Annotated in this window: 23 protein-coding genes; 15 read left to right on the top strand and 8 right to left on the bottom strand. The window is 43.1% G+C overall.

Annotation, left to right across the window (positions count from 1 at the left end):
- Positions 1-44 precede the first annotated feature (44 nt).
- The 7 genes from OPS28_RS12070 (at position 45) to OPS28_RS12100 (ending at position 6,591) form a co-directional block, all read left to right on the top strand.
- Positions 45-884 (top strand): alpha/beta fold hydrolase, encoded by an 840-nt coding sequence (locus tag OPS28_RS12070; protein WP_265609775.1) that lies wholly within the window; start codon positions 45-47, stop codon positions 882-884.
- A 159-nt stretch (positions 885-1,043) separates the two neighbouring features.
- On the top strand, positions 1,044-2,696 hold the full coding sequence (fadD, locus tag OPS28_RS12075; protein ID WP_265609720.1) for a long-chain-fatty-acid--CoA ligase FadD: 1,653 nt from the start codon (positions 1,044-1,046) through the stop codon (positions 2,694-2,696).
- 202 nt (positions 2,697-2,898) lie between these two features.
- On the top strand, positions 2,899-4,089 hold the full coding sequence (gene rnd / locus OPS28_RS12080) for a ribonuclease D (protein WP_265609721.1): 1,191 nt from the start codon (positions 2,899-2,901) through the stop codon (positions 4,087-4,089).
- Positions 4,090-4,122: 33 nt separating this feature from the next.
- Positions 4,123-4,413: a YcgL domain-containing protein gene (locus tag OPS28_RS12085; protein ID WP_265609722.1), complete on the top strand. Its 291-nt coding sequence runs from the start codon at positions 4,123-4,125 to the stop codon at positions 4,411-4,413.
- Positions 4,414-4,424: 11 nt separating this feature from the next.
- On the top strand, positions 4,425-5,417 hold the full coding sequence (locus tag OPS28_RS12090; RefSeq protein ID WP_265609723.1) for a lytic murein transglycosylase: 993 nt from the start codon (positions 4,425-4,427) through the stop codon (positions 5,415-5,417).
- A gap of 2 nt (positions 5,418-5,419) precedes the next feature.
- On the top strand, positions 5,420-6,097 hold the full coding sequence (locus OPS28_RS12095; protein WP_265609776.1) for a fumarylacetoacetate hydrolase family protein: 678 nt from the start codon (positions 5,420-5,422) through the stop codon (positions 6,095-6,097).
- On the top strand, positions 6,097-6,591 hold the full coding sequence (locus OPS28_RS12100; protein ID WP_265609724.1) for a YcgN family cysteine cluster protein: 495 nt from the start codon (positions 6,097-6,099) through the stop codon (positions 6,589-6,591). Before OPS28_RS12095 ends, OPS28_RS12100 begins: the two co-directional genes overlap by 1 nt.
- A gap of 782 nt (positions 6,592-7,373) precedes the next feature.
- Here the strand turns inward: OPS28_RS12100 and OPS28_RS12105 are convergent.
- From OPS28_RS12105 to nhaB, 3 genes are read right to left on the bottom strand one after another with little or no spacing between them, the layout of a single operon-like run.
- Positions 7,374-7,922 carry a GNAT family N-acetyltransferase gene (locus OPS28_RS12105; protein WP_265609725.1) on the bottom strand — a complete coding sequence of 183 codons (549 nt, stop codon included), beginning with the start codon at positions 7,920-7,922 and terminating at the stop codon, positions 7,374-7,376.
- Positions 7,919-8,437 carry a disulfide bond formation protein DsbB gene (dsbB, locus tag OPS28_RS12110; RefSeq protein WP_265609726.1) on the bottom strand — a complete coding sequence of 173 codons (519 nt, stop codon included), beginning with the start codon at positions 8,435-8,437 and terminating at the stop codon, positions 7,919-7,921. The genes OPS28_RS12105 and dsbB overlap by 4 nt, the downstream gene beginning before the upstream one ends.
- A 16-nt stretch (positions 8,438-8,453) precedes the next feature.
- Entirely contained in the window at positions 8,454-10,040 is a 1,587-nt protein-coding gene (gene nhaB / locus OPS28_RS12115) for a sodium/proton antiporter NhaB (protein ID WP_265609727.1), read from the bottom strand.
- A 381-nt stretch (positions 10,041-10,421) separates the two neighbouring features.
- On the opposite strand from nhaB, the gene fadR reads away from it, so the two are divergent.
- From fadR to OPS28_RS12135, 4 genes are all read left to right on the top strand, one after another.
- Entirely contained in the window at positions 10,422-11,132 is a 711-nt protein-coding gene (gene fadR, locus OPS28_RS12120; RefSeq protein WP_265609728.1) for a fatty acid metabolism transcriptional regulator FadR, read from the top strand.
- A 99-nt stretch (positions 11,133-11,231) separates the two neighbouring features.
- Positions 11,232-11,612: a VOC family protein gene (locus OPS28_RS12125; protein ID WP_265609729.1), complete on the top strand. Its 381-nt coding sequence runs from the start codon at positions 11,232-11,234 to the stop codon at positions 11,610-11,612.
- Positions 11,613-11,703: 91 nt separating this feature from the next.
- The gene (locus tag OPS28_RS12130; RefSeq protein WP_265609730.1) at positions 11,704-12,063 is read left to right on the top strand and encodes a phasin-related domain-containing protein; all 360 of its coding nucleotides are present in this window, start codon (positions 11,704-11,706) and stop codon (positions 12,061-12,063) included.
- A 64-nt stretch (positions 12,064-12,127) separates the two neighbouring features.
- Complete coding sequence (locus tag OPS28_RS12135; protein ID WP_265609731.1) at positions 12,128-12,751, top strand: hypothetical protein; 624 nt, start codon at positions 12,128-12,130, stop codon at positions 12,749-12,751.
- Between the two features lie 504 nt (positions 12,752-13,255).
- On the opposite strand, the gene OPS28_RS12140 is transcribed toward OPS28_RS12135, so the two are convergent.
- Positions 13,256-14,704 carry a hypothetical protein gene (locus OPS28_RS12140; RefSeq protein ID WP_332017853.1) on the bottom strand — a complete coding sequence of 483 codons (1,449 nt, stop codon included), beginning with the start codon at positions 14,702-14,704 and terminating at the stop codon, positions 13,256-13,258.
- A gap of 113 nt (positions 14,705-14,817) precedes the next feature.
- Entirely contained in the window at positions 14,818-16,269 is a 1,452-nt protein-coding gene (locus tag OPS28_RS12145; RefSeq protein ID WP_265609732.1) for a DUF3336 domain-containing protein, read from the bottom strand.
- A gap of 217 nt (positions 16,270-16,486) precedes the next feature.
- Between OPS28_RS12145 and OPS28_RS12150 the strand changes: the two genes are divergently transcribed.
- Genes OPS28_RS12150 through OPS28_RS12160 form a run of 3 tightly spaced genes read left to right on the top strand, consistent with a single transcriptional unit; the run spans position 16,487 to position 19,806 of the window.
- The gene (locus tag OPS28_RS12150) at positions 16,487-17,695 is read left to right on the top strand and encodes a DUF445 domain-containing protein (RefSeq protein WP_265609733.1); all 1,209 of its coding nucleotides are present in this window, start codon (positions 16,487-16,489) and stop codon (positions 17,693-17,695) included.
- The gene (locus OPS28_RS12155) at positions 17,696-18,355 is read left to right on the top strand and encodes a TetR/AcrR family transcriptional regulator (protein ID WP_265609734.1); all 660 of its coding nucleotides are present in this window, start codon (positions 17,696-17,698) and stop codon (positions 18,353-18,355) included. It begins immediately after the preceding gene.
- An 11-nt stretch (positions 18,356-18,366) separates the two neighbouring features.
- The gene (locus OPS28_RS12160) at positions 18,367-19,806 is read left to right on the top strand and encodes a wax ester/triacylglycerol synthase domain-containing protein (protein ID WP_265609735.1); all 1,440 of its coding nucleotides are present in this window, start codon (positions 18,367-18,369) and stop codon (positions 19,804-19,806) included.
- Positions 19,807-20,192: 386 nt separating this feature from the next.
- Here OPS28_RS12160 and OPS28_RS12165 read toward each other — a convergent pair whose 3' ends face one another.
- A complete protein-coding gene (locus OPS28_RS12165; RefSeq protein ID WP_265609736.1) occupies positions 20,193-20,960 on the bottom strand; it encodes a PEP-CTERM sorting domain-containing protein in 768 nt (255 codons plus the stop codon).
- 604 nt (positions 20,961-21,564) lie between these two features.
- Positions 21,565-22,293 carry a DUF1439 domain-containing protein gene (locus OPS28_RS12170; RefSeq protein ID WP_265609737.1) on the bottom strand — a complete coding sequence of 243 codons (729 nt, stop codon included), beginning with the start codon at positions 22,291-22,293 and terminating at the stop codon, positions 21,565-21,567.
- A gap of 133 nt (positions 22,294-22,426) precedes the next feature.
- On the opposite strand from OPS28_RS12170, the gene OPS28_RS12175 reads away from it, so the two are divergent.
- Entirely contained in the window at positions 22,427-24,049 is a 1,623-nt protein-coding gene (locus OPS28_RS12175; RefSeq protein ID WP_265609738.1) for a GMC family oxidoreductase, read from the top strand.
- 8 nt (positions 24,050-24,057) lie between these two features.
- Here the strand turns inward: OPS28_RS12175 and OPS28_RS12180 are convergent, their stop codons facing one another.
- Complete coding sequence (locus OPS28_RS12180) at positions 24,058-24,666, bottom strand: TetR/AcrR family transcriptional regulator (RefSeq protein WP_265609739.1); 609 nt, start codon at positions 24,664-24,666, stop codon at positions 24,058-24,060.
- Positions 24,667-24,739: the final 73 nt, after the last annotated feature.

Here is a 24,739-nt window from a genome sequence, read left to right on the forward strand (position 1 = left end):
CAAGAGATTGCCGCTGAAATTGGCAAGGAGTGACCGCATTGAGTATGTTTGAAACTGAATTTCACGCTGGCCGAATGGTGTTAGGTGGGCTTGAAAATCGCGGACAGGGTAAAACAATAATTGGCTTGCATGGCTATCTTGATAACGCTGCAAGCCTGTCTGTATTAGCTCCCTTTCTACATGATTATCAATTTATTTCTCTCGATATGGCCGGGCATGGCCGCTCTTCCCATCGCCCGCATGGTGCCCACTATAACCAAATCGATTATGTTCAAGATTTACACGCTTTTTTTGCTGACAATGATTTCGGTCAGGTTATTTTGATGGGCCATTCCCTGGGTGGGATCGTCGCCACTATTTACGCAGCGTTGTTTCCAGAGAAAATAGACGCGGTGATCAGTTTGGATGCTTGCGGCCCATTAACGAAACCTGAAGAAACTACTACAGAACAATTACGCGAATCTGTGTTAAGCAGATTTGAGAAAACCCGTAATCGATTGCGTGTGGTAGATTTTGAGAAGGCCGTTAACGCCCGCTGTAAAATTTCCGATATATCTGCAGACAATGCCAGACTGATTATTAGACGTAACTTAACCCAGGATGCCAGTGGACACTGTTTTTGGGCGAGTGATCCTAGGCTCAGAACTAAATCTTCTCTACGCATGACTGAAAAGCAGGCAGAAAACCTGATGAAAAATATTCGCTGCCCAGTGTGGTTTGGTGCCGCTTCGAAAAGCTTTAAAGAATTAAGACGCATGTATGAAAAGCGAGAACCTTGGTTTTCGCAAAGTCAGTTAGTGGAATATGAAGGCGGACATCATATACACATGGAGCAAACTGAGGCGGTAGCCACCGGAATTAAGCAATTTGTAGAACAATTGTAAATAGGATCGTTTATCTTTGCTTGTTCATCCTATACTATACGCAAGAAATCAGACCAGTGGCCTTCAATGTGTGGTATCGCCGATAAAAATCTACACTTGAATCTCTCATAAAAATAACGGCCTAGCGTACACAAAATAAGAAAAATGGAAGGAGGTTTCGTGGAGAAGACCTGGCTTAAGTATTATGACGAAAGAGTATCAGCAGAAATAAATCCTGACAGATACAGCTCAATAGTTGATATTTTTGAGCAGTCAATTCAAAACTATGGTGACCAGACGGCCTATATTAACATGGGGCATTCCATTTCGTTTAATGAGCTGGATAGCTTGTCGGCCAGTTTTGCTGCCTATCTACAAAATAGCGGATTTGAACGTGGCGATGCTGTGGCAGTAATGATGCCCAATCTCCTTCAATATCCAGTCGCCATGTTTGGAATATTACGAGCCGGGTTAGTCGTTGTTAATGTCAATCCTCTTTATACCGCAAGAGAGCTAAAACATCAGCTTAACGACGCGAATGTGAAAGCTATTGTCATTGTCGAAAACTTTGCCAGTACGCTCGAGGAGGTGGTAAAGGATACCAAAGTAGAGCAAATCTTACTGACCTCGCTTGGTGATATGTTACCGGCACCTAAGCGCTGGATTGTTAATGCGGTAGTTAAACATGTTAAAAAAATGGTGCCGTCGTTTTCGTTACCGGCGGCTAAGTCGTTTAAATCAGCACTCAAAGAAGGCGAAGGAAAAAGCTATTCCAAGCCTGAAATCACGGGAGATGATTTAGCGTTTTTACAATATACTGGCGGTACGACGGGTGTCTCAAAAGGCGCGATGCTGACGCATCGTAATATGATTGCCAACCTGGAACAGGTGTCAGGTATACTGGAAACAGCGATTGAGCCGGGTAAAGATTTAGTCGTTACCGCGCTACCGCTTTACCATATATTTGCGTTACTAGCGAACTGCCTGTTGTTCCTAAAATGTGGTTGTCCGAACCTGTTGATTACGAATCCACGTGATATGCCAGGTTTTGTCAAAGAACTCGAAAAGTATCCGTTTGCTATTCTGCCGGGTGTAAATACGCTGTTTAATGGTTTGTTAAATACACCTGGGTTCAATGAACTAGATTTCTCGAAGTTCAAATTTGGATTAGGTGGGGGTATGGCTGTACAACGACCCGTCGCCGAGAAATGGCAAAAAGTAACGGGAACAGTTTTGTTAGAAGGGTATGGTTTAACCGAGTGTTCACCTGTAGTCACTGTTAATCCGCCGCAAATAGAAGCGTATAAAGGCTCCATCGGTTTACCAGTGCCATCCACTGACATTATGTTGGTTGATGAAGATGGCAATGAAGTAGCAATGGGCGAACCCGGCGAAATGTGGGTCAAAGGCCCACAAGTAATGCGCGGCTATTTAAATAGACAAGCGGCTACAGATGAAATTTTAAAAGACGGTTGGTTAGCCACTGGGGATATTGCTACTGTCGACGAGCAGGGGTATTTCTACATAGTTGATCGGAAGAAAGATATGATTCTGGTATCCGGTTTTAATGTCTTCCCTAACGAAATTGAAGAAGTAGCGGCTATGCATGAAGACGTGGTAGAAGCGGCGGCAGTGGGGGAACCCCATGAAGCCAGCGGGGAGATTGTGAAGCTGTTCGTGGTGAAAAAAAATCCTAATCTAACAGAAGAAGATATCATTGCCCATTGTAAGTCGCATTTGACAGGATACAAAGTCCCTAAAAAAGTCTTGTTCAAAGACGAGTTGCCAAAAACAAACGTCGGAAAAATTTTGCGAAGAGAACTTCGCGATTAATACCAGTAGAGTGATGCGGTGAATTCCGCATCACGTTTCATCATATCGATGGTTGTAATTCAATACTCGTTAAGGTATTAAGTCATGGTATTACTTTTTACTTTTTACTTTTTACTTTTTACTTTTTGCTTTTTACTTTTTACTTTTTACGCTTAGCGGGTCCCGTTTGAGCTCACATAATTCTCATAGCCAGTAATTTACTATGCATTATCAACTTATTAGTGATGATCGGTCGTTAGCCGATGTATGCCGCCGAGCATCAAACCACCGTAATATTGCGCTGGATACAGAATTTGTTAGAACCCGCACGTTAACTCCACAGCTAGGTTTAATTCAATTGTATGATGGCGAGCAACTGGTCCTCATTGATCCCTTGCCTATCAACGATTTTACACCGTTCGTGGACCTGATCCGAAATCAGGAGATTACTAAAATATTGCACTCCTGCTCAGAAGATATAGAAGCTTTTTTAACCTTCTTCGGAGTAGCACCTAGCCCTATATTTGATACGCAGTTTGCTGCGAATATTCTGGGTTTGGGAGCAACGATTGGCTATGGCAGATTAATTGACGAACTCTTAGGGATACAGCTTGATAAAGGCGAAGCACGTACTGACTGGCTTGCAAGACCATTAAGCGAAAAGCAGTTACATTACGCGGCGAACGATGTTCTCTATTTATTGCCAGCCTATGACAAACTAGCCACCCAAGTAGATGAATTAAACAAGCGTGACTGGGTCGTAGAGGAAATTTCTTATCTTACGACCAAAAAGAAGGCTCAACTTCCTTCCGAGTGGGCGTATTTACAAGTAAAAAATAATTGGAAGCTGAACCAAAAACAGATTTATGTATTAAAAAATCTTGCTTCATGGCGACTCGAGCGTGCCCGCGAAAAAGATATGGCATTAAATTTTGTTATTAAAGAAACATCACTAATCGATTTGGTACAAATTCTGCCTACTGATAAATTGCAACTAGCCAAAATACCTGGTATCGCACCGCAAGTAGTGCGTAAACAGGGGGATACGTTGCTCGCAGTAATAAAAACTGCGGTAGAAAAATTTGATCAGCTTGAAGATAACGAAAAGCCCGATCGAATAAAGCGTTTAATTGATGTTCACGCATACAAAAAATACGCTGCAGATCTGAAAGCTCTTGCACTTAATATAGCTGAGAGCAAAAATGTCCAGGTTGAAGTGCTTGCATCAAAAAAACAGATAAACCAACTGCTCAAGTGGTGGTGGTTCGATGAAGATGAGACCTCTGCTCAAGGTCTCGCCCCCGATTTGCTCAGTGGATGGAGAGGTAAACTTTTTTCAGCCGGAGTTATTGAGTTGCTCGGTGATATTCCTGATAACAAACGTCACCTGTTGGATACGTCAGTGTTGGTGTAATATATCTATTAATCCCTTCTGAGAGTGAATTCTATGCTATGTGCGGTCTATAAAACCCTACGAAAAGAGGGTATGTATTTATATCTACCTAAAAAAGATAACTTTAATGATGTGCCTGAATCACTAATGAAAAGCTTTGGTAAGCCTCAATTTGTTATGTTAGTGGCTGTAGAAAAACATGCAAAAGTCGCAGGTGTGCACGCTGATACGTTGAAAAAAGCATTGGCTGAAGAAGGATACTATCTGCAGATGCCAGCGCAGTTAGAAAATTGGTTGGGCGAACACCGAGAGAGCCTGGGCTTACCACGAAAAGTTGAAGAGTAAAGTTGATCTATATGCGCCACCTTAAGTTCGTATGCAGTTTCCTGTCACTTTGCTGTTTGTTTTCCGTTGCTTGGGCAGCGGATACAAAGTCAGAAGCGGGTTTTAATGAGTATGTGAAAGGTCTGAAGGACGAAGCTTTAACACAAGGTTTCGACCAACAGTTGGTCAACGATGCTCTGAGCCATATCCAGTATCGACCTACGGTTATTAAAGCTGACAAAAACCAGCCCGAACGAAAAATTACACTCGACTCTTATCTGGCAACGCGCGTACCAGATTGGAAAGTTAAACAAGCCGTTGAATTATATGAGTCTCATCATGCGCTGCTTACAGAAATTGGCACTAAGTACGGTGTTCAGCCCCGCTTCATTGTGGCTTTATGGGGGAACGAGTCAAATTTTGGTAAAATTCAAGGCAGCCATGATGTACTGTCCGCGTTGGCGTCGCTAGCGTACGAGGGCCGTCGCGAAACATTGTTTAAGAAACAGTTTTTTGCTGCACTAACTATTTTAGCGGAAGGACACACTTCGCTGGAGGTATTTAAGGGCTCCTGGGCGGGCGCGATGGGGCAAAGTCAGTTCATGCCCACCTCTTTTTTAACCTACGCAGTGGATTACGATGGTGATGGTCGAAAAGATATTTGGAATAGCTATGCTGACGTATTCGCTTCAATTGCTAATTATCTTTCGTCTGAGGGATGGAACGAAAAATATACATGGGGCAGACAGGTTAAACTTATGGATGAGAAGGCACTTCAGTACGCAGGATTAGATAAAAACAACTTCATGCCTCTGTCTACCTGGCAACGACGTGGTGTACGCCGATATGATGAACAAAACTTGCCAGCTGTGCCCATCAATGCATCGCTCATTATGCCAGATGGCGAGGAGGGGCGTATTTATCTGGTCTACAATAATTTTCATACCTTGATGCGGTGGAACCGTTCCTCTTACTTCGGAGTGGCAGTAGGTTATCTGTCAGATCGCATCAAACGGGGATACTAGTGATGTACCAACATAGGAATAGTGCGGGTGGGGTGATTGACCTTCCTGCTAATAAAGTTGTCTGCGTGGGCAAAAATTATCAGGATCATATCGACGAAATGAACAAGCATTTCCGTTCATCTGATTCTGCTGAACCTTTGTTATTTATGAAGCCGCTAAATTCGCTCTGTGCTTTAGAGCAGACTGTCAAAATTCCTGATGATAAAGGCGCATGTCATAATGAGGTAGAGGTAGCAATACTATTACAGCGTAGGCTTTGTCGTTGTGACGACGCCAAGGAAGCTGAGCAAGCTATTTGGGGCCTTGGTGTAGCACTCGATCTGACGTTACGAGATATTCAGCTAAAACTTAAAAAAGCCGGTCATCCGTGGGAACGATCTAAATCATTTGATGGTAGCTGTCCAATTTCCTCTTTCGCACCTAAGTCTCAGTTTCAATGTCTCAATAATATCGACTTTAGTCTTGAGGTAAACGAATCTATTCGGCAGAAGGGCAATACTAAAGATATGTTAGTGGGTATCGTTGAATTGCTCATGAAGATGTCTCATGCCTTTACTCTGGATGTTGGTGACATCATTTTGACGGGGACACCAAGTGGAGTAGGTCCTTTACTTAAAGGAGACACATTACGTGTTAAAATGGCTCACCATTTCGATATCCAAACTCAAGTGATCTGCTAATGACTAAGCCATTCTGGGAAACTAAAAAACTAGAGGACATGACAGAAACAGAGTGGGAGTCTCTGTGTGACGGATGTGCAAAGTGCTGTTTGCATAAATTCATCGATGATGACTCTGTAGAGGAGGCTACACCAACTGGTCAAATTGAGTCTCACGAAAAGGTGCATTACACTAATATAGTATGCGATTTACTTAACACTAAAAGCTGTAGTTGTACTCAATACGCAGAGCGAACCCGACTGGTCCCCGATTGCGTTAAACTTACCAAAGAAAATCTTAAAGACATCTTTTTTATGCCTACCAGTTGTAGCTATCGCAGGCTCTATGAGGGCAGGGGTCTACCGTCTTGGCATCCTCTTCTAAATGCAGGAAGAAAGTCTGCTATGCACAAGCAAGGTATGTCGGTAAGGGGTAAAACAGTATTCGAACATCAAGTAGATTTAGAGCAGTTCGAGGATTATATTGCCTTGTGGCCATTGGAAGATTTGGACTAATGTATAACCATGTTCATCCCTACTGGTCTTTAAAATCTAGATAGATAATAAACTGACGTTTTTCCGGCCACATTATTTCTAAATGTAACTCGCCTAATTGCAGCGTTAGCTCCTGTTATACGTAAACGGATGGTCTCGATGGCCTCAAGTGCGCAGCAGCGTCTGTGGCTGACAGTTATAGTAGGGTATGCTCCAACCGACAACGACAAATGTGGGGGGGGGGGGGGCGATAGCTACGATTCTAACTTATCCCCTTTTTTCTGCGTACACATCAAGCCTCACTCACTATACATACCTTTCAACGCACAATCAGTAGTGTTTTCACTTTTTAATGATTACCCCGTTTGTGAAGATGAGCTTGTGCTTTACATCTAGGACACTTTCTTTCAATACATTGGGGACACTGATTCAAATGCAGCGCAAATAACGATATGGGGTCCCCCTTAGGATGCCCCATTAAGTTACGCTATCGGAACGATAGACTGGTGATGTAGAGGCAACTTACACTTTATCCCCATGGGGGCCTATTGTGAACGTGGACGCGACGAGGCCTTATACTCCGCATTCCGCTATATTTGATAATATTCAAACTGTGACGCTTGATTGGAAAGAATTGGTCAAAAAACATCTGGAGATGTTGAGCACTCCTGACACAGTTAGGGGATAGGGCGTACAGTGTTAAACTTTTAAAATGATTAAAGTGTATCTGCTGCAAAAGCATCGAATGGTAAGCCCGATGCTTTTATCAATATATTTGCAGAAAGAGATGGTTATAAATTTTGCTAGGCTGTTAATCGAAATAAAAAAGCATCACGGCCGAATACGCGTTTTTGACACAGTCCTTCTTTTTCGGCGTTAAGCTTTTGAGCTACACGTATACTGGCCTTGTTAGTTGGTTCGACTAATATTTCAAGTCTCACTAATTTCATCTGTTCAAAAGCGAGTTTGATCAGTCGTTGGTTCAAGGCCACTGCTAATCCCCTACCGGTAGCGTCAGGTCTGATCCAAAAACCTAAATTTGCGTTAAGGTGAATGGGATGTATGTAGTTAATTACGCCCATCCCGAAACATATGGGGCCGTTCATTAGTACGTAGGCTAAACCATAATTTTGTTTACGGCTTAGTTCTAGTGCTGCCACGCACTGTCTTGCTGCAGGCAGCGTTACGGGGCACAAACTTGTACCAAGCCATGGACGAATAGATTCAACAGATTTTTGGCCTGCTTCACATAATGGGTCCACATGTTTTGAAGCTATGCGCTCAATTGTTAGCGGGCCTTCAATCGTCTGTATAGCGGGAAGTCTGCTAGGTAGGATTGAAAGGTCTATCAAAACCGACGACTACCAACCAATCTGACTAGCAAAAAGGTTATACAAAGAACGAAGTAAACTGCAAAAATAATCACCATCCACTCTGCCATACCTATGTTCATAAAACGCCAACCATCTTCCAGGCAATCACCTTTAGCTTCAAAGATAGCCGGTAGCCATTCATGTAGAGGGGCCCATTCTGGATAATTCGGGACGATTTCACAGGTTGTGAAGAAAGGGTTGGGAGCATTCAGAATATCGACATGTTCACGTGCGATTAACCAGCCCCAACCCGACGAAACGCCCCATCCGACGAAACTTATAAAACGAGTCGGGGCGGTGTTAATTAATACCACCAACAAACCTGATAGCATTATGCCAATCATAGCTGTACGTTGATAGATGCACATAATGCATGGCTTTAGACCCATTCCATATTGGAAGTAAAGCGCTGCACCTACCAATGCGCACGCGCTTAAAAAAAGTAACAGCCATGAAGATGTATGGCCGGGCCAACGGCTTATTCCATTTAACATCTGCTCCCCCCAACAACTAGTGGCTCGAGTCACCCGAGACGGTATCCGCTGTGTGGTGCTCTATCAAGTTCATCTCATATAGTACAGCTGTCATATCAAGGAGATTAAAGTATGTAGCGGCTAAGCCAACGAGCGTCAATACGACCGTGTAAGGCAATGCCATGTAGACCATTTTGCCATAGGATAAGCGTAACAGCGGGGCAATTGCTGAAGTCAGTAAGAAGAGAAACGCTGCTTGCCCGTTTGGCGTGGCCACGCTAGGTAAATTCGTGCCTGTATTAATCGCTACTGCAAGCATATCGAATTGATCGCGGGTAATGGTGCCTTCCTTCAACGCAGACGCTACCTCTGTGATATAAACCGAACCCACGAAAACGTTGTCGCTAACCATAGATAAGAAACCATTTGCAAGATAGAACATAACTAACTGCGTTTTACCTTCGAAGGAGAGCGCCCAGCTTATGACCGGGTAAAACAAGCCCTGATCGATAATGACCGCTACTATTCCGAAAAATACGCACAATAACGAGGTGAAAGGTAAGGCTTCTTCGAATGCTTTGCCCAATGCATGTTCTTCGATAACACCACTCATTGAGGTTGCCAAAACGATTATCGATAAGCCGATTAAACCAACTGAGGCCATGTGCAACGCCAAGCCAACAATTAGCCAAATACCGATAATTGCTTGAACAATTAATTTCGCAGTGTCTCTAGGGGTTCTTGTTTCATCGTTATGTTTGTCGTAGTTAACTAAAATAGCACGAACGTTTTCAGGCATTTGGGCGCCATAAGAGAACCATTTTACTTTCTCTAGTAACATGGTTGTTAAGACACCAAAAATAAATACTGGGATTGTTATGGGACTCATACGAAGGAAAAATTCGATAAAATCCCAACCGGCTTTGTCGGCAATGATCAAATTTTGCGGCTCGCCTACCATCGTCATTACACCGCCAAGCGCCGTCCCTACTGCTGAATGCATTAAAAGATTGCGCAAAAATGCGCGAAAATCATCTAAATCTGTGCGGCCCAACTCAGGTACAGTATCATCTGTTGTATGGTCATGGTCGTGCTCGGACTGAAACTCTTTACCTGAGGCAACCTTATGGTAAATAGTATAAAAGCCTAAGCCGACACTAATAATGACCGCAATTACGGTCAAAGCATCGAGAAATGCAGATAAAAATGCCGAAGCAGCAATAAAGGCCACGGATAGTATCAGTTTATTTCTTACTTGAATTACTAATTTGGTGAATAAAAACATTAGTAAATCTTTCATGAAGTAGATACCAGCGACCATAAAGACCAACAATAGAACTACTTCCAAATTGAGTTGAATTTCATGCAGCATGTGATCAGGGGAGGTCATCCCGATGAATAACGCTTCAATCAACAACAGTCCGCCTGGTTGTAAAGGGTAGCATTTCAACGCCATGGCGAGGGTAAAAATGAACTGTAATACTAGCGCCCAGCCTGCAACATAAGGGTTTAACATAAACAAGAAAGGGTTGACGATTAAAAACGCGATAATGGTTTTTTTGTACCAGTCGGGCGCATGCCCTAAAAAGTTACGGTAGAGTGCCACTGGCATTGACATTTGCATATTAAGTATCCCTTAACGTCGAGACGCTGATTTATTTTGTTTCAGCTTTCTGTCTACAGTGTAGACCCGAATAGCATCATTGTTGTTAAATGCATGATTTAGTGTAATCACTTGCCCTGTCAAGATAACCTAAAAACTGTATGGGAGGAAGTCAAAAGCTTTCAAAAACCTAGGCTTAAGCCATAATTTAATCAATTGTTATACATAATAATCAAACTTTTAAGCTTATAAGAAATTTATGGGTTTATAACGGCATATTTAGAATAAAAATGGGATGAACAAGAGGCGTATTGAATAATGAGTAATATTTGATTGTGACATTAAAAACGCATCTGGTACAATCAGTTTTACAAAAACAAAAAATGTGCATATGAGACCGTTATGATTTACAAAGCTCAAAGCCCAGCAGGATTTGCTGAAGAATACATCGTCGAATCAATCTGGAGCGGGCGTTTCCCACCGGGGACAATACTTCCTGCTGAGAGAGAGCTATCAGAATTAATTGGCGTTACTCGCACCACACTGCGCGAAGTATTGCAGCGCTTAGCTCGTGATGGCTGGTTAACTATTCAGCATGGTAAGCCCACGAAAGTAAATAACTTCTGGGAAACCTGCGGGCTTAACATTCTTGAAACCCTCGCTCGATTAGATCAAGAGGGTATTCCAGAATTAGTAGATAATCTGTTGGCTGCTCGTACCAACCTAAGTGCCGTTTTTATTCGCGGTGCTATTCGACATAATGCCGAAAAATCGGTAGAAATTATTTCCCAATATAAAGATTGTGAAGAAGATGGTTTAGCGTTTGCACAACTAGACTATCAAATAAACCACGATCTTGCATTGGCGTCTAACAACAACGTTTTTGTTCTGATGATGAATGGTTTCAGAGGATTATATTCTCGCATAGGTGGCTATTTCTTTTCTCATCAAAGTGCACGGGACGTGGCGCGTAAGTATTATTCTGAATTGCTTGCAGTAGCTGAAAAAGGCGACCACGATGCAGTGCCGATCGTCGTACGAAACTACGGCATTGAAAGTGGCAAGGTGTGGCAAGATGTGCGAGAACAGATGCCAAAAGACCTGGTCGACTGATTTAAAAAAAGTGCTGAAAAGCACTTTTTTCTTATATGTGGTATGAAAAAACATGTGCTATATCTTGATACTTAACTAAGAAAAATTTAGGAAAAGTGCATGCAAGGTAATCCAGTAGGTTGGTTCGAAATATATGTTGATGACATGGAGCGAGCAAAAGCCTTTTATCAGCGCGTGTTTGATATTGAGTTTGAACAAATTTCAGTTCCTTCCGAGGAAGGGCTCATAATGCAATCATTCCCTTCAAAGATGGAAAACTACGGCGCTGGAGGAGCATTAGTCAAAATGCCCGAGTATCCAGCGGGGAACAATAGCATTCTCGTTTATTTTTCTTGTGAAGATTGTGCTGTGGAAGAAAGCCGGGTAGATGGCGCGGGTGGAGAAGTGCTACGTTCCAAGATGTCTATTGGTGAATATGGGTTTATTGCGTTATTTAAAGACACTGAAGGCAACATGCTTGGCCTGCATTCCCAGCAATAAAAAAAGGTAAACTATTTTTGTTTTTAGTATGCGGTTTCTAATTGTAATGGTTATTCTTTAGTCAACTTGGTTAATGAATGAGGAAATTTCCATGGTTAAGACTGACACTATTAAAGGTAAATTCAACGAAGCTGAAGACTTCGCTCGTAAGATCTGGTTGGCGGGTTTAGGCGCATACGGTAAGAGTGTTGAACAAGCACAAGGTCGTTATGAGAAGCTTAGCGAAGAAGCTAGCAAGATGTTCGATGATCTGGTAGAGAAAGGTGAAACACTTGAAGATGATGCGCGTAGCAAGTTCAAGGCGACTACTAACGACGTTGAGTCTCGTGTAAGTGAAGTAAGAAAAAAACTAGGCCTGGACGTTGAACAATCAGACCAAAGAATTGAAGAATTATCTGCCAAGATTGATGCGCTGACAGAAGCTGTAGCTAAACTTGCAGCGAATAAATAATTTTACAGCCCCGGCCACGTCGGGGCTTTTTACGTATTTTATTCACCCTAGCTTCGGAGCATGTATGAGAAATTCAGAACAACGTCCATCCCCTATCCTTGGCTGGTTTGAGGCGGGTGCAGACTTACTAGCTGCGCAGTTGTCAAAGGTAACGGCCAAAGTAAACCACAAAATTGACGAATCGCATCAAATGTTCGACGAACTTCAACATAAAGGTGAAGATATTGAGGCAAAAATGCGTGCCACGTTGAACCCGCAGTCGATGCTAAGTGCATTGCAAGATGTGGTTGTTCATAACCCTTTTGTAACAGCGATAACACCAGGCCGCACTCAAAAACGTGTGCGTGAAGCACAACTAGACGTATTGTCTGCTAAAGTTGATGTATTGGTAGAAAATGTAGCGTTGTTGGCAGCTAAGCAAGCCACCGCCAAAGCTAAAGCTGCTGAAGAAGCGAAGGCGAAAGCGGAAGTAAAAAAAGAAAAGCAAAATACAGCAAAAGCAGTGCCTGTACAAAAATCTGAAAAAGAAGCCGTTGAAGCTAAGCAAAAAAACGCTGGCGAAGAAAAGCAGATCGAGACTGCTACTAAGAAAGAAACAGCTACAACGAAGCAAAAAACTGTTGCGAGTAGACGTAAACCAACGCCTGGTAATCGAGGCAGTACATCAAAACCAGCGACAAAAAAATAGCATAGCAATAAGCCAGCAATAAGCTAATTCGCTGGCTTTCTAGTATGTAGCACGTAAATTCTTCTAAGACCCTCGTTTTATTTATACTAACCGGCTCTTCTATTGAATCCGCCGATTAGCGATTCCCTTCATCTTCACGAATACGGAAATCTTCCAGCTTGTCTTCGTGAATAGAATAAAAGCGAATCTAAGGCATCGCCGTGGCATTACGAAAATTCCTGCTCAAGGCAGGAATGACAGTGTGGATTACGAAGATTCCTGCCCGCAGCAGGAATGACGGTGTGAATTACGAAGATTCCTGCTCAGGGCGGGAATGACAGTGTGGATTACGAAGATTCCTGCTCAAGGCTGGAATGACGGTGTGGATTACGAAGATTCCTGCTCAAGGCAGGAATGACAGTGTGGATTACGAAGATTCCTGCTCAGGGCGGGAATGACAGTGTGGCTATTGAACCCGTTCTAATAATAGATGTTTTTCACTCAGCACGAGAAAAAGGTGTTTACCTAGCCCTTGTTCCACATATTCTGATTCTTTTTAAACGAAAAGAAATCGTTAGGCTCCCAAAAAGGGGGAACTAATTGGTCTACATCTTCGGGATCAAAATCCTTCGATAACTGGCTCATTATTTCAATTAATCTGTCCTTACCAATGCGCATCAACTTTTTTTGATTAGCGGCAAAAAACAGATTTCTAGCACGAGTGACCACTTCATCACTTCCTGAAGCAATGTAGGTTAAATTCCGTGTGGCGACGCGGCACTTAGGTTCAGCAGGATGCTTCGGATTAAGCCGATTTACAATCGCGCATTCATATTGATTTTTTTCTTCTCCTCGCTCGTTAACGGGTATAAAGGTAATACCAAAACCCTGCGGGAAGTAACCTACAATTTTGATAAACGCCTCAGCTAATTTTTCGTTAAGCACACCTTTTCTAGCTAATTGCTCTATCAGTAGATAGCCTTTAGGAAGTTCTTTGCGAGAATAGTCGGGCTTGGTCGATAAAACAATAGAGGTGTATATCTGTGGAATTTTAAGTAATTCACCTAACCCTGATTTACTTACGAAAGCATCTTTTGCGATGACTTGAACGAATTGACTGGCTGCTTTATGAAATGTAACAAATTCATCTCGCTCATCTTTATCATTGCCAATGTATTTAGGAATACCCAGCCCTTTCTTAAGATAATCCATAGTATACTGATAGTTGTATTTCAAAAGTGCTTTGCGTTTTTCAGCTTCGAGTACTCTGAATTCGTCTAGCTCTTTATCTTCTCCCCGCAACAATACCAACGCCTCTATACTCTGTAGGCCAATATCTTGAAGGATAGAAGCACAAATAAGGGGAACGGCCAATCCAGCTCGCCATTTTTCAAGCACCTCGCGATTACCATCGAATCGACTTAATGCATCTTTGTGCTTGAGTAAATAGGGGTTTTTTACCGTTTGCTCCTGAAACATTTTATCTGTTAAACGAAGCGTGAGTACGGCTTTGTAAAGCGGCTTTAAACGTTGGTGAAGACGTTGAAATCCTGTAACTTTACCCCGGGTTTGCAGCATGATGGTCCCCAGAAATTTAGCGCTTAATAGTTGTGTTTCTTCGTAACTATCTCCCTCACATAAGTTCAGTAGTTTGTACGCGACATCATGCACTCGGCTAACTCGGTTTAACCGTTCTTCCTCAAGTTTTAATTGCGCTTTCTTTAACTTTTGCTTCAACTGTTCGACTTTCTCGGGGGCCTTTTGAGTTTGACGAAGACTGTTGATTTGCATTTTGAGATCGTGAGCATGATCTTCTAACGAAGGGGTGACCGAGAAGAAATGACGGGCATCCTCATAAACAGAGCCTAAGCCCGCATCCTGGGGATAAACAAGGTCAACGAGATTCTTAACCTGCTGAGTGTATATGTTATCCGGACTCTCTACTTTTTTACTCACCGTATTTTTTTTACTCACCGTAATTTTTATTCCTCAACGTACTACTCTAGCTCATTCACTTTACGCTATTGCTTATGTTACTAGCTTTAGGTCTCGATTATTCAATAAAAGTAGTCAGCCAATGCTGTTTGTCAATGACCTAATAATTCAGCCTCACGGCGTTTCAACAACGTTAGATAATATCGAAGCGTTTCACTGATTTTAGTATTGCGGGCAATAACATCCAGTTGTGACCAAGTAGCGCGTTCGCCACTGTCAATAAGTTGTTTGATACTCTTCAAACTTGGATTAGCAAGCACTTGCGCAATATTACGAATTTGCTTTTCGGGTAAAATATTAATATTACCGACGTACTGCTGATCGATGATTGAGCGAACTTTGTGAATAGCTAATTTCGCCCCCTTATGGTCCACGAAACGTTCCATAACATCGAACGCGAAAATACTGTTATCTTTTGCTAATTGGCCTATGTGGCGCCATGCAAGATCAAAAACAGAACTTGCATGGGTGCGATTAGACGATAAGAAAGGTACGGCCAGTGGATTAGTCTGGCTCACAATACTGTGATTAACACCATATAAACGAGAAAGCCGCTCATAAGGTAAGTCCGCCATCAGGGAGCCATCTGCAAAGCGTCTGTTCGGAATGTAGGGTACGATATCGCCTTTCGTTGTTTTGGCTCGTAGTTGTACCGGACTAAATAGAACGGGAACTGCACACGATGCGCGAATTGCTTGGGTAATTAGTGCATTAGGTGAAGTCTTGGCGTTGAGTAAACGTGAGTGCTGGTGTAAATCGGAAGGAGAAACCGATACTGTAATGTGGCGCCCGGTTTTCTTCAATGCTTCCTCAAATGTCATTACATCAAAAAGGGTAATTAATGCATTTTCCAGCGCGCGACTATCGAGAAGACTTTTTTCACCAAATCCGGCCCAGTGACGCCACTTTTGAAAGTGCTCGTGTATGTATTCTGCACTCAATGCTTCAAGTAGCTCGTCATGGCTTCGGGTGCCAATCATCCCAGCAATAATAGAGCCAGCACTTGCACCCGATATTACGGTAGGTAATAAATTTCGTTCATTAAGGGATTTTACAACGCCAGCATGGAAGAATCCTAATCCCGCTCCGCCGGACAACATCAAGCAACTGCGGCCAAACGCGTGCGCGGTTTCTTCAAAAAACGAGAGCTTATAGTAAAAGTCTATTTCCTCTTCATCAGCATCAAAGATACTGTCTAACGCCGTGACGACTTCATGTAAGAATGTTTCGATAAGGGTTTTAGTGCCAATTTTACAGCGGCCATACAGCGCCGGATTCGCAATGTTGCCTAAATTGCCATGTAAGCCTTCATGCAAAATTGACATCAGGGCAACGTTGTCGCCTTTACCGCGAGCCAATTGCATTCGTTGAACCCGTTTGCGGATCAGTCGATAGTCGTATTCGCGACACGGGTCCTTCGCTTTCCATTCATCTGCACCAGAAAGCGCGTCATGAGCACGACATGCCTCTTCGTACTCTGTATATGATTGTGCATTTTCAATAGCCGCTGCGATGCTGGCCAGGCGACGGTCAAATAATGCCATAAAATCCTCCTGATGCTTAGCGGGGATGCTGGGCGATCGCTAAGTGTAGGTAAACCTTTTAGAAACCACTATCTAATTCTAACATTTCTAATCAAATCGCCTGAATTCATGTTCTTGGTAACATTAAAGATTGATTATTGCTTACGCAGCCAGTAGCCTTCAGGATGAACTTATAAAATATTTATCATGCAATTACCTTTAAGTGACCTCGCTATAAATGGAATGGAATGTTGAAACACTGAGCCTGTTATCTATCCCGCTGATTAGCGCTATTGTCGGCTGGGGGACAAACTATCTTGCAGTAAAAATGATGTTTTATCCGATTGAATTTGTCGGTATTAAACCTGTCTTTGGCTGGCAAGGGTTGATCCCTGCCAAACGGCGGGAGATGGCAGAAATTGAAGTGGAGCTTGTGTTAGGCAAGCTTCTTAGCGTAGAAGAGCTAGCGCATCGAATTGAACCTGAAGCCCTGACGCACGCCATCGAGCGACGGTTGAATCAAGTTGTCAGGCGAGTAATTAACGACGTAATGCAAGAGTCTGCACCCCAACTGTGGGCATCACTACCGGTACAAGGCAAGAACTTAGTCTACAAACGAATCGAAAATGATTTGCCCCATGTGGTCTGTAAAATGGTGGAAGACTTCCAACATAATGTCAGGGAAATATTGGACATTAAAGAATTAGTCGTTCAGCAACTGGTAAGCAACCCTGAGTTAATTAATGAAATATTTTTAACCGCAGGCGCGCGTGAATTTCCTTTTATAGTCAAGTCGGGCTTTTATTTCGGATTTTTGTTCGGATTGCCCACTATGTTTTTGTGGCATTTTTATCAGGCTTGGTGGATATTGCCGTTAGGTGGCTTATTGGTGGGTTATCTAACGAATTGGATTGCCATCAAAATCATTTTTGAGCCGAAAAAACCTGTAAAAATAGGCCCTTTGACCATTCAAGGCATGTTTTTAAAACGCCAACGTGAAGTGTCCATTGTTTATTCAGATATTATTGAGCGCAAATTAATTACGCCTCACAATATCACTCAAATTATTTTGCGTGGGTCGGGTTCCGCGCAGCTTCTTGAGTTGATTGAATTACACGTGAATGACGCCATAGAACGTTATATAGCGGTCGCACAACCTTATTTTGCATTAGGGGTTGGGTCGGAGAATTTCTATAAAATGAAAGCGTTGGCAGTTCGCTTAATATTTGATAATTCTGAAAAATATCTACTTTATGCCTCTGATTATGCAAATGGTGCGATGCGTATAGGGGAAGATTTGAGCCAACGTATGCAGGCGCTTTCTGCCGCTGAATTTGAAGGGGTTTTACGTCCCGCCTATCAACAAGACGAATGGAAACTTATTGTAGTGGGGGCTCTATTGGGCATGATGGCAGGGTTTGCGCAGCTATATCTGGTGTTTATGTAAATGAAAACGGCAGAACGAATATTGCTAACGGCTTTAGAGCTGTTTAACGAGCACGGCGAAAATGCGGTAACCAGCGTCGATATAGCGCTGGAACTCGATATCAGCCCCGGGAATCTTTACTATCACTATAAGGGCAAAGAAGTCATTATTGATGCACTAATGGCGTTGCACAAAAAACAGCTTCTCGGTTCGCTTAATCGCTCTCTAGTAGAAGACCTCCACGCAGAAGATTTGTTCTATTATTTCTATATTCTGGTCGAGAAGCTGAGTTTATTTCGCTTTCTTTACCGCAGTCCGGCGGATATTGTTGAAAAATATCCTTCAATTCAATCCCCTCAACAACAATTATTAAAAGCACTGGAAAATCAGCTCGATGCGATTTTCAAAAAGCTGCAAAGCAGGGCTGAGATAATGCTTACAGGTTACGAACGCCCTTTGATGGTTGAATCGCTAATGCTATTAATGACACAGGTAGGTCAACGTCGCGCTTCATTAAAGCAACAAAGTACAGAGACAAAACTGTATCACGTGCTCTCTTTAATAATGGTTAACCTGTTGCCACGTCTAAAATTAAAAGAAGCCGCAATAAAACAAATTCTTGACGCGATTCAATCACACAGTGTGAGTAACATTAACTCTAATCTTCCAGACTTAAGGTAGGAGGCTCCCGAATGGGAAAGTCGCTTTCATTTTTGGACAAATCGTTTTGGTTAACCGAATCTGATGCCAATCCCAAACATGTTGGTTGTCTTCAGCTGTTAGCAATGCCTGAAGGGGTTGATGGAAAAAATTATCTTACGCAGCTCTACGGGGAGGTGAAAGCATTTTCCCGTGCATGCCCACCTTTCAATTGCAGGGTGAAGACCGTTTTAGGATACCCTATAGGCTTACAGCCAGTTAAGTCACTGCAAATGGATTACCATGTGCAATTGCACCAGGTAAATTCAATTGACGATAAAGTCGCGTTAGATAATTTTGTTGCACGTATTCACGAATCGCGACTCGATTCTGACAAACCTCTTTGGCAGTACCATTTTATCTACGATGGTAAAAGTAACCTGTTCGCTATTTATGCAAGGGTTCATCATTTGTATGGGGATGGGGCGACGTTAGTACGCTGGTTTCAGGGCGGTTATCTTCCTGAGGCGCAAAACGAAAGCTTCCTGCCTGTATGGGCCGTGAAACGTATGAGAAAGCGTAGACCGAAGGCTAAACTTTGGCGACGGGTGTTAGCAAGTATTAAGAACTTTTTACACATTACCATAGATCTCATCGTCATCTTTGTGCGGTTATTTCTAAAGATTATTCGTATCAATAGTCACTACATGCCTATACCCTTTACAGGTACAAATACGCTTTTAACGGGTCAAGTTAAAGCGGGAAGGGCCGTAGCAACCATGGATTTGGATTTTGAGCGGGTTAAGGCGGTGGCGAAAAGAACACGCTCATCAGCTAACGAGGTGCTGTTATGCGCGTTCGATATCGGCGTGCATCGTTTGTTGCAAGACAATGGCCATGTATTTAAAAAAGCACTGTTCACAAATATACCGATCAATCTAAGAAAACCAGGTGAAAAAACCTCTGGTAATAAGATTGCTATTGTACCGGTTCAATTGGCGCATGGTGAGCAAGATCCGTATCTAAGATTACGCCAAATCATCATTAACCACCGTATTGTCAAATACGCAGCGCAAAATGCTCATCCAGGCTCCTTTAGCGCCTACACTATTGTTATCCAGTCCATAGCGCTGGTATTTGAATTGCTGCGAATGTCCTCGGTAGTGAAACCAATAGCTAATGTATTGGTGTCTAATATCCCAGGCCCACGAGAAGTGCGATATCTAAAAGATAGTAAGTTGCTCGCGTGTTATCCCATTTCCACCATGACCCCGGGGGGCGGAGTTAATATTACATTGATGACCTATGCAGGAAAAGCCAATGTGGGAATGGTTTGCTGTAACAAAAACATCAAATCACTACAGCCTTTAGCAGATTATTTCGCAGAAGCTTTCTCCATGCTGGAAGCCAGTCTGGATGATCCGACGCTTAGTATTGAAGATATTGGCGAGCATAGTAATGATTCGCCCGTTTCTATTGTGAGTGATGAATAGAAAATTTTTAAACCTGCTGGCTTTTAACCGACTTAGGTAATCTCGTTTCGATTTATATGGTTAGTTTACTCAAGGGGTAATTCCCGACCATAAACCATGTGTGGCAAGAATCCCAGTGGGAGCGTGGTCCAGTCCAACCCTTTCCCAAACGAACGATTCTAATTCCGTTCACATATGCACCGCTCAGCCGTCCCAGACGTGTTTTATCAAAGTTGAAAAATCTTGAGCTAAGGAAAAATGGTTATCACGTGCGGGTCTCAAAAGACGAACGCTTTATAGCCATGTTATACAGGCCAGGCGTTAAAAAAAAAGGCATCACTTTAGAGGATGCCTTTTATAGCTTATTTGTTCCGTATGTGAAATGCAGATGGTTACTTTTAAATTACTTAACGTCGACGAACAGCCCGGACAGCTAGCAGACTAATTAGCATTAACATTAACGTTTCCGGTTCGGGAACGTCGGAATCACCGTTATCACCGTCATCAATATCGATATCTCCTACACCACCGAATCGGATATTGTCGATTGCAAACCCGAAAGGCTCTGAGCCAATTAGATCCAAAAATACTCCAGCAATACTAGCAGTGTCATCGTCTGTTACCAGACCAAGAAATTCAATACCGGTTCCCGTGTTGGACACAGATCCCAAAAGACCACCAGCTCGGTCAAATGCGGTAATGGCGGTAGATCCAGCGAGATCAAAGAAGCCACCGTCGAAGCCGACTCCAAATTGATCAGTGCTGAAAAGTATCGCGATAGGCCCACTAAAACGGGGTGTGCCACTTAATACTGGCGAAGTTGGATTCGAACCATCAGTGGTTATAAAGGTATCAGGTGACGAACCATCTAATGATAGCGGGCCTGTCGGAGTACCTACTACGCACGCCGTGGGAGCACTTCCGGGGCAATCCGTACCTGGCACTGTGCTTAGGCTTTGACCGGTAAACCAACCATCAAAAGACACATCAGGGTCCCCTGCTGCGCCCCCATAATCTATTGGTGTATAGAATGGATTTACCGTGCCAAGTGAATACTCGGAAAAAGTAATTAGGCCGGCTCCAGCATTAAAGTCACTCTCTGCAACACGAATGACATCCGCTGATGCTACTGAACATAGGCCTATAGATAGCAATAAGGCAGTTAAACGTTTCAAGGTAAGGTTCCTCCTTAAACTGATTAAGGTATAGTTGGGTTTCAAACTCCTACAACAAACGCAACTTGCATTTTTGTGCATATATAGTGCCCAGTTGTTAACTGGTTGATAGTGAGCATATTTGTCATCGTGATTTCGGAGCGGAAAATAAAGTTGTAAAGAGAATGAACAGTGTATATCGACCAATTCTATAATTAGCCGTGCCCCACTGTTTGTGCGCGTGATAGTACTGAATATCCTTCGCAGAGCATGCTACTGGCGGCCTGCGGCTCGCGGTTCGATGAATGGCTGGGCTTTGAGTCATCGTGAGCGAATACGTCATAATATAACTGTTAGAGGGAGGATTTATTAAAAATTTAGCTCGCCAATCAGAAGGCAAGTTGTAACAGAGCTTCGCGCTAGAGCAGGCTGTTAGTAGCATAGCTTCAACGACGTCGTATGACTGAGTATGTTAATTGGCGGAAGAGGGCCTCACAAAGTGGTTATAAAATCAGTTGTATTAGGTTATTTGCCACATAGACGTTTATATGGAAAAAAGTGTAAATAATGCTGACGTTCGGATCCCGACTATAGCTACCTGTTCGACATGCCACCGTGCTTAACCTTAAAAAAAGAACCTCATCTCTCCCTCGTCTACCGCAACACGTTTTCCCCACCGTTTAAAGACATATTCTCGCCAATGATCTTCGCGCATAGTGTATTGGGTAGGGTAGTTTGATAAGTTATTCAAAAGCGCTGTCTCGATATCCGGACGATGATAATCCAGTATTCGTTGTTTGCTGCCCTCCAAATATAAGTTGAAATAATTGCCAGCTAAGTCGCTCGTTCCACCCGTAACCATTCTGAGAGCGCCGAGAATAGGATTGCTGATCATGCGTCCCATGGCTTTAGGGAATATCAGTGGTAAAATCTTGTTCATTAGATTATGCGCATCCATGATTAGCGCATATTCGTCGTTCACAAGGTTAATACTGTCGATGCGAATTTGCTCTAGTCCGAGCATTGCGGTTTTCGGGTCATAGTTCGGTCTGGCGCTTATCGTTATCATAATATGAGCGCGATAAAGCGTCGAGGCCACGGCAGTTATCTGAATGGCTGCAAGTAACTGTAAGGTAATCCTTTCAGGTTGAGCTTTTAGTTTTATTCTGCCCTCTTGTAGTTCTACTTTTGCGTCCACAGCGGGCAAAGTCATTGGTACTTCAATTGGAAGTTGTTCGGGCAGAAAGTCGTTAAGTTCTTCTTCGGTGAACTTATCATAAGGCAATTTGCCCAGCTTAATTAGCAAGGCTGTCCCTATTACCTTGAACTTATCTTGCCAATTTAATGTTTTCATTGTGCACCATATGACTAAAAATGCTTGTGCAGCCTTCTGTTATCACAAAATACCTGTTCATCCATCTTTTCGCTACCTTGAATTGATGAAAATTTGCTAAAGTGGTACGAGCAGTTAGTAAGTGAGAAGACCTATGCAAGAGTCGGTTGAGCAATTTGATTACATCATCGTGGGTGGAGGGTCAGCAGGAGCGGTACTGGCGGCCAGGTTATCCGAAAACCCAGCAATGAAGGTATGCTTATTGGAAGCGGGGGGGAAAGATGCCAACCCGCTCATTCATATACCTTTTGGTCTATCTTTGCTTAGTCGTTTCGAAGGTATTGGATGGGGATATCATACCGAGCCACAAGAACACTTAAACGAACGAGAATTATTCTGGCCACGAGGAAAGACCTTAGGTGGCAGTAGTTCCATTAACGCGATGTGCTACATTCGCGGTCAAATGCAGGACTATGATCGCTGGGAAAAGGAGGGCGCAACGGGTTGGAATTTTAATTCTGTATTGCCTTATTTCAAACGTGCAGAGAATTACTTTGGGGGTAGCGATGAGTTTCATGGCGTAGGCGGCCCTTTGAGTGTTGAAGAACTACGCCATACCAGTGTGTTATCTGATGCTTTTGTAAAATCTGCTGAAGCTGTTTCGTTACCTATCGTAGAGGATTTTAACCGCACTGAACGTGAAGGACTCGGGTATTATCATGTTACCCAAAAAAAGGGGCAGCGCTGCTCGACCGCCAAAGGGTATTTGCAAGAAGCGCAGAAGCGTATCAACCTGACCATTCTGACCCAGGTAATGGCAGATAGAATTATTATTAAAAATGGTCGAGCTACGGGTGTTCAAATTCGGACAAAAAACGGTGTGAGCCGTATTCTGGCTCATCGAGAAGTACTCATATCCGGTGGCGCAGTAAACTCCCCTCATTTGCTAATGTTATCTGGCGTTGGACCGAAAGAAACTTTGATGGAGCATGGCATCCATGTTGCGGTAGACCTACCTGGAGTAGGGCAGAATTTGCAGGATCATTTAGATGCAATTGTGCAATATCGCTGTAAGGCGCACGAAGGTTACGCCATGGCATCATCAGCGCTACCTCGATATATCAAAGGTACATTCCAATATCTTTTTGCTCGTAAAGGGTTATTTTCTTCGAACATTGCTGAAGCCGGGGGCTTTGTCAGTTCATCGTTAGCGCAGCAGGGACCCGATATTCAATTCCATTTTTTGCCGGCGATTTTGAACGACCACGGACGTCGGTCGGTATATGGCTACGGTTTTGGTTTGCATGTATGTTGCTTGTATCCAAAAAGTAGAGGCTATATCGGTTTACATAGTAATCATCCTGCTGATCATCCTTTAATTGACCCCAATTATCTGGCTGACGATCATGACCAAAAAGTGATGATCGAAGCAGTGCGCATGGCGCGTAAAATTCTTCAGGCGGAGGCGTTTGCCCAATTTAAAGGAACAGAATGGTTACCAGGCAGCGCACTGCAGTCTGATGATGAAATTTTGTCATTTATTCGTGAGAAAGCGGAAACCATCTATCATCCTATTGGCACCTGCAAAATGGGTCATAAAGATGACCCAATGACCGTGGTTACTCCTGAATTGAAGGTTTGCGGAGTTGAAGGTTTGCGGGTGGTCGACGCTTCAGTCATGCCTTCATTGGTAGGCGGTAATACTAACGCCCCTACAGTGATGATTGCTGAGAAAGCGGTGGATCTGATCAAAGCAGAGCAGGCAGCTTTCGCATAGATCTACTTCTAGTTAAGGTTTTTCTGTTGCATAAATAACGCAGCAGCGCAATCGCACATTTCTTCAATATGCGACGCATCCGCGTAAATACCATCAATGATAAGCCGCGCTATTCCGTGTAGCGTACCCCATGTGACTTGTGCCAGCCTTAATGCCTGCTGATTTGTGGGGAGTAATTTTTTTTCCTGCAATAGTTTTGTCATCTTAACTTGATATTGAAAACTTGGATAAGCAACATCCCGCAGAGCCGCCGATGCTTTTCCTTCGCCCCACAACGTCTGGCCAAACATCAGCTCATAAATTTGCGGATGTTCAGTAGCAAACCCAATATAGGCATGAATAAAATCTTTTAATCGTTGTTCGGGCGGAATGCTATCGTTATCAAAAATGTCCACTGCTATTTGGTGCCATTGTTCAAATCCTTTTGCAGCAATAGCGCTTAGCAAAGCATTTTTATCTTTAAAGTGATGATACGGGGCGGTTCTACTCACTCCCACATCTTCCGCCAGTTTGCGCAACGACAACCCATCAATGCCGAATTTCTCCAACCGCGAACTGGCCGCGTCAATCAATGTACTGTGAAGGTCACCGTGGTGATATTGCGAAGAACTTGCCATGAATTTAAACCTGCAATGAATCTTGACAGTGTCAATTTAACCCTTTATCTTGACGCTGTCCAGTTTGAGTTTT

Origin of the sequence: Alteromonas sp. ASW11-130, assembly GCF_026183735.1 — a bacterium.
In the GTDB taxonomy this organism is placed as follows: Bacteria; Pseudomonadota; Gammaproteobacteria; order Enterobacterales; family Alteromonadaceae; genus Alteromonas.

Coding starts and splice junctions, on each gene's coding strand:
- OPS28_RS12155 (WP_265609734.1), top strand. CDS start 17,696: ATGAAAACGGCAGAACGAATATTGCTAACGGCTTTAGAGCTGTTTAAC.
- OPS28_RS12095 (WP_265609776.1), top strand. CDS start 5,420: ATGTACCAACATAGGAATAGTGCGGGTGGGGTGATTGACCTTCCTGCT.
- fadR (WP_265609728.1), top strand. CDS start 10,422: ATGATTTACAAAGCTCAAAGCCCAGCAGGATTTGCTGAAGAATACATC.
- OPS28_RS12090 (WP_265609723.1), top strand. CDS start 4,425: ATGCGCCACCTTAAGTTCGTATGCAGTTTCCTGTCACTTTGCTGTTTG.
- OPS28_RS12100 (WP_265609724.1), top strand. CDS start 6,097: ATGACTAAGCCATTCTGGGAAACTAAAAAACTAGAGGACATGACAGAA.
- OPS28_RS12150 (WP_265609733.1), top strand. CDS start 16,487: ATGGAATGGAATGTTGAAACACTGAGCCTGTTATCTATCCCGCTGATT.
- OPS28_RS12130 (WP_265609730.1), top strand. CDS start 11,704: ATGGTTAAGACTGACACTATTAAAGGTAAATTCAACGAAGCTGAAGAC.
- dsbB (WP_265609726.1), bottom strand. CDS start 8,437: ATGTTAAATGGAATAAGCCGTTGGCCCGGCCATACATCTTCATGGCTG.
- OPS28_RS12145 (WP_265609732.1), bottom strand. CDS start 16,269: ATGGCATTATTTGACCGTCGCCTGGCCAGCATCGCAGCGGCTATTGAA.
- OPS28_RS12170 (WP_265609737.1), bottom strand. CDS start 22,293: ATGAAAACATTAAATTGGCAAGATAAGTTCAAGGTAATAGGGACAGCC.
- nhaB (WP_265609727.1), bottom strand. CDS start 10,040: ATGCAAATGTCAATGCCAGTGGCACTCTACCGTAACTTTTTAGGGCAT.
- OPS28_RS12125 (WP_265609729.1), top strand. CDS start 11,232: ATGCAAGGTAATCCAGTAGGTTGGTTCGAAATATATGTTGATGACATG.
- OPS28_RS12070 (WP_265609775.1), top strand. CDS start 45: ATGTTTGAAACTGAATTTCACGCTGGCCGAATGGTGTTAGGTGGGCTT.
- OPS28_RS12085 (WP_265609722.1), top strand. CDS start 4,123: ATGCTATGTGCGGTCTATAAAACCCTACGAAAAGAGGGTATGTATTTA.
- OPS28_RS12135 (WP_265609731.1), top strand. CDS start 12,128: ATGAGAAATTCAGAACAACGTCCATCCCCTATCCTTGGCTGGTTTGAG.
- OPS28_RS12180 (WP_265609739.1), bottom strand. CDS start 24,666: ATGGCAAGTTCTTCGCAATATCACCACGGTGACCTTCACAGTACATTG.
- rnd (WP_265609721.1), top strand. CDS start 2,899: ATGCATTATCAACTTATTAGTGATGATCGGTCGTTAGCCGATGTATGC.
- OPS28_RS12160 (WP_265609735.1), top strand. CDS start 18,367: ATGGGAAAGTCGCTTTCATTTTTGGACAAATCGTTTTGGTTAACCGAA.
- OPS28_RS12175 (WP_265609738.1), top strand. CDS start 22,427: ATGCAAGAGTCGGTTGAGCAATTTGATTACATCATCGTGGGTGGAGGG.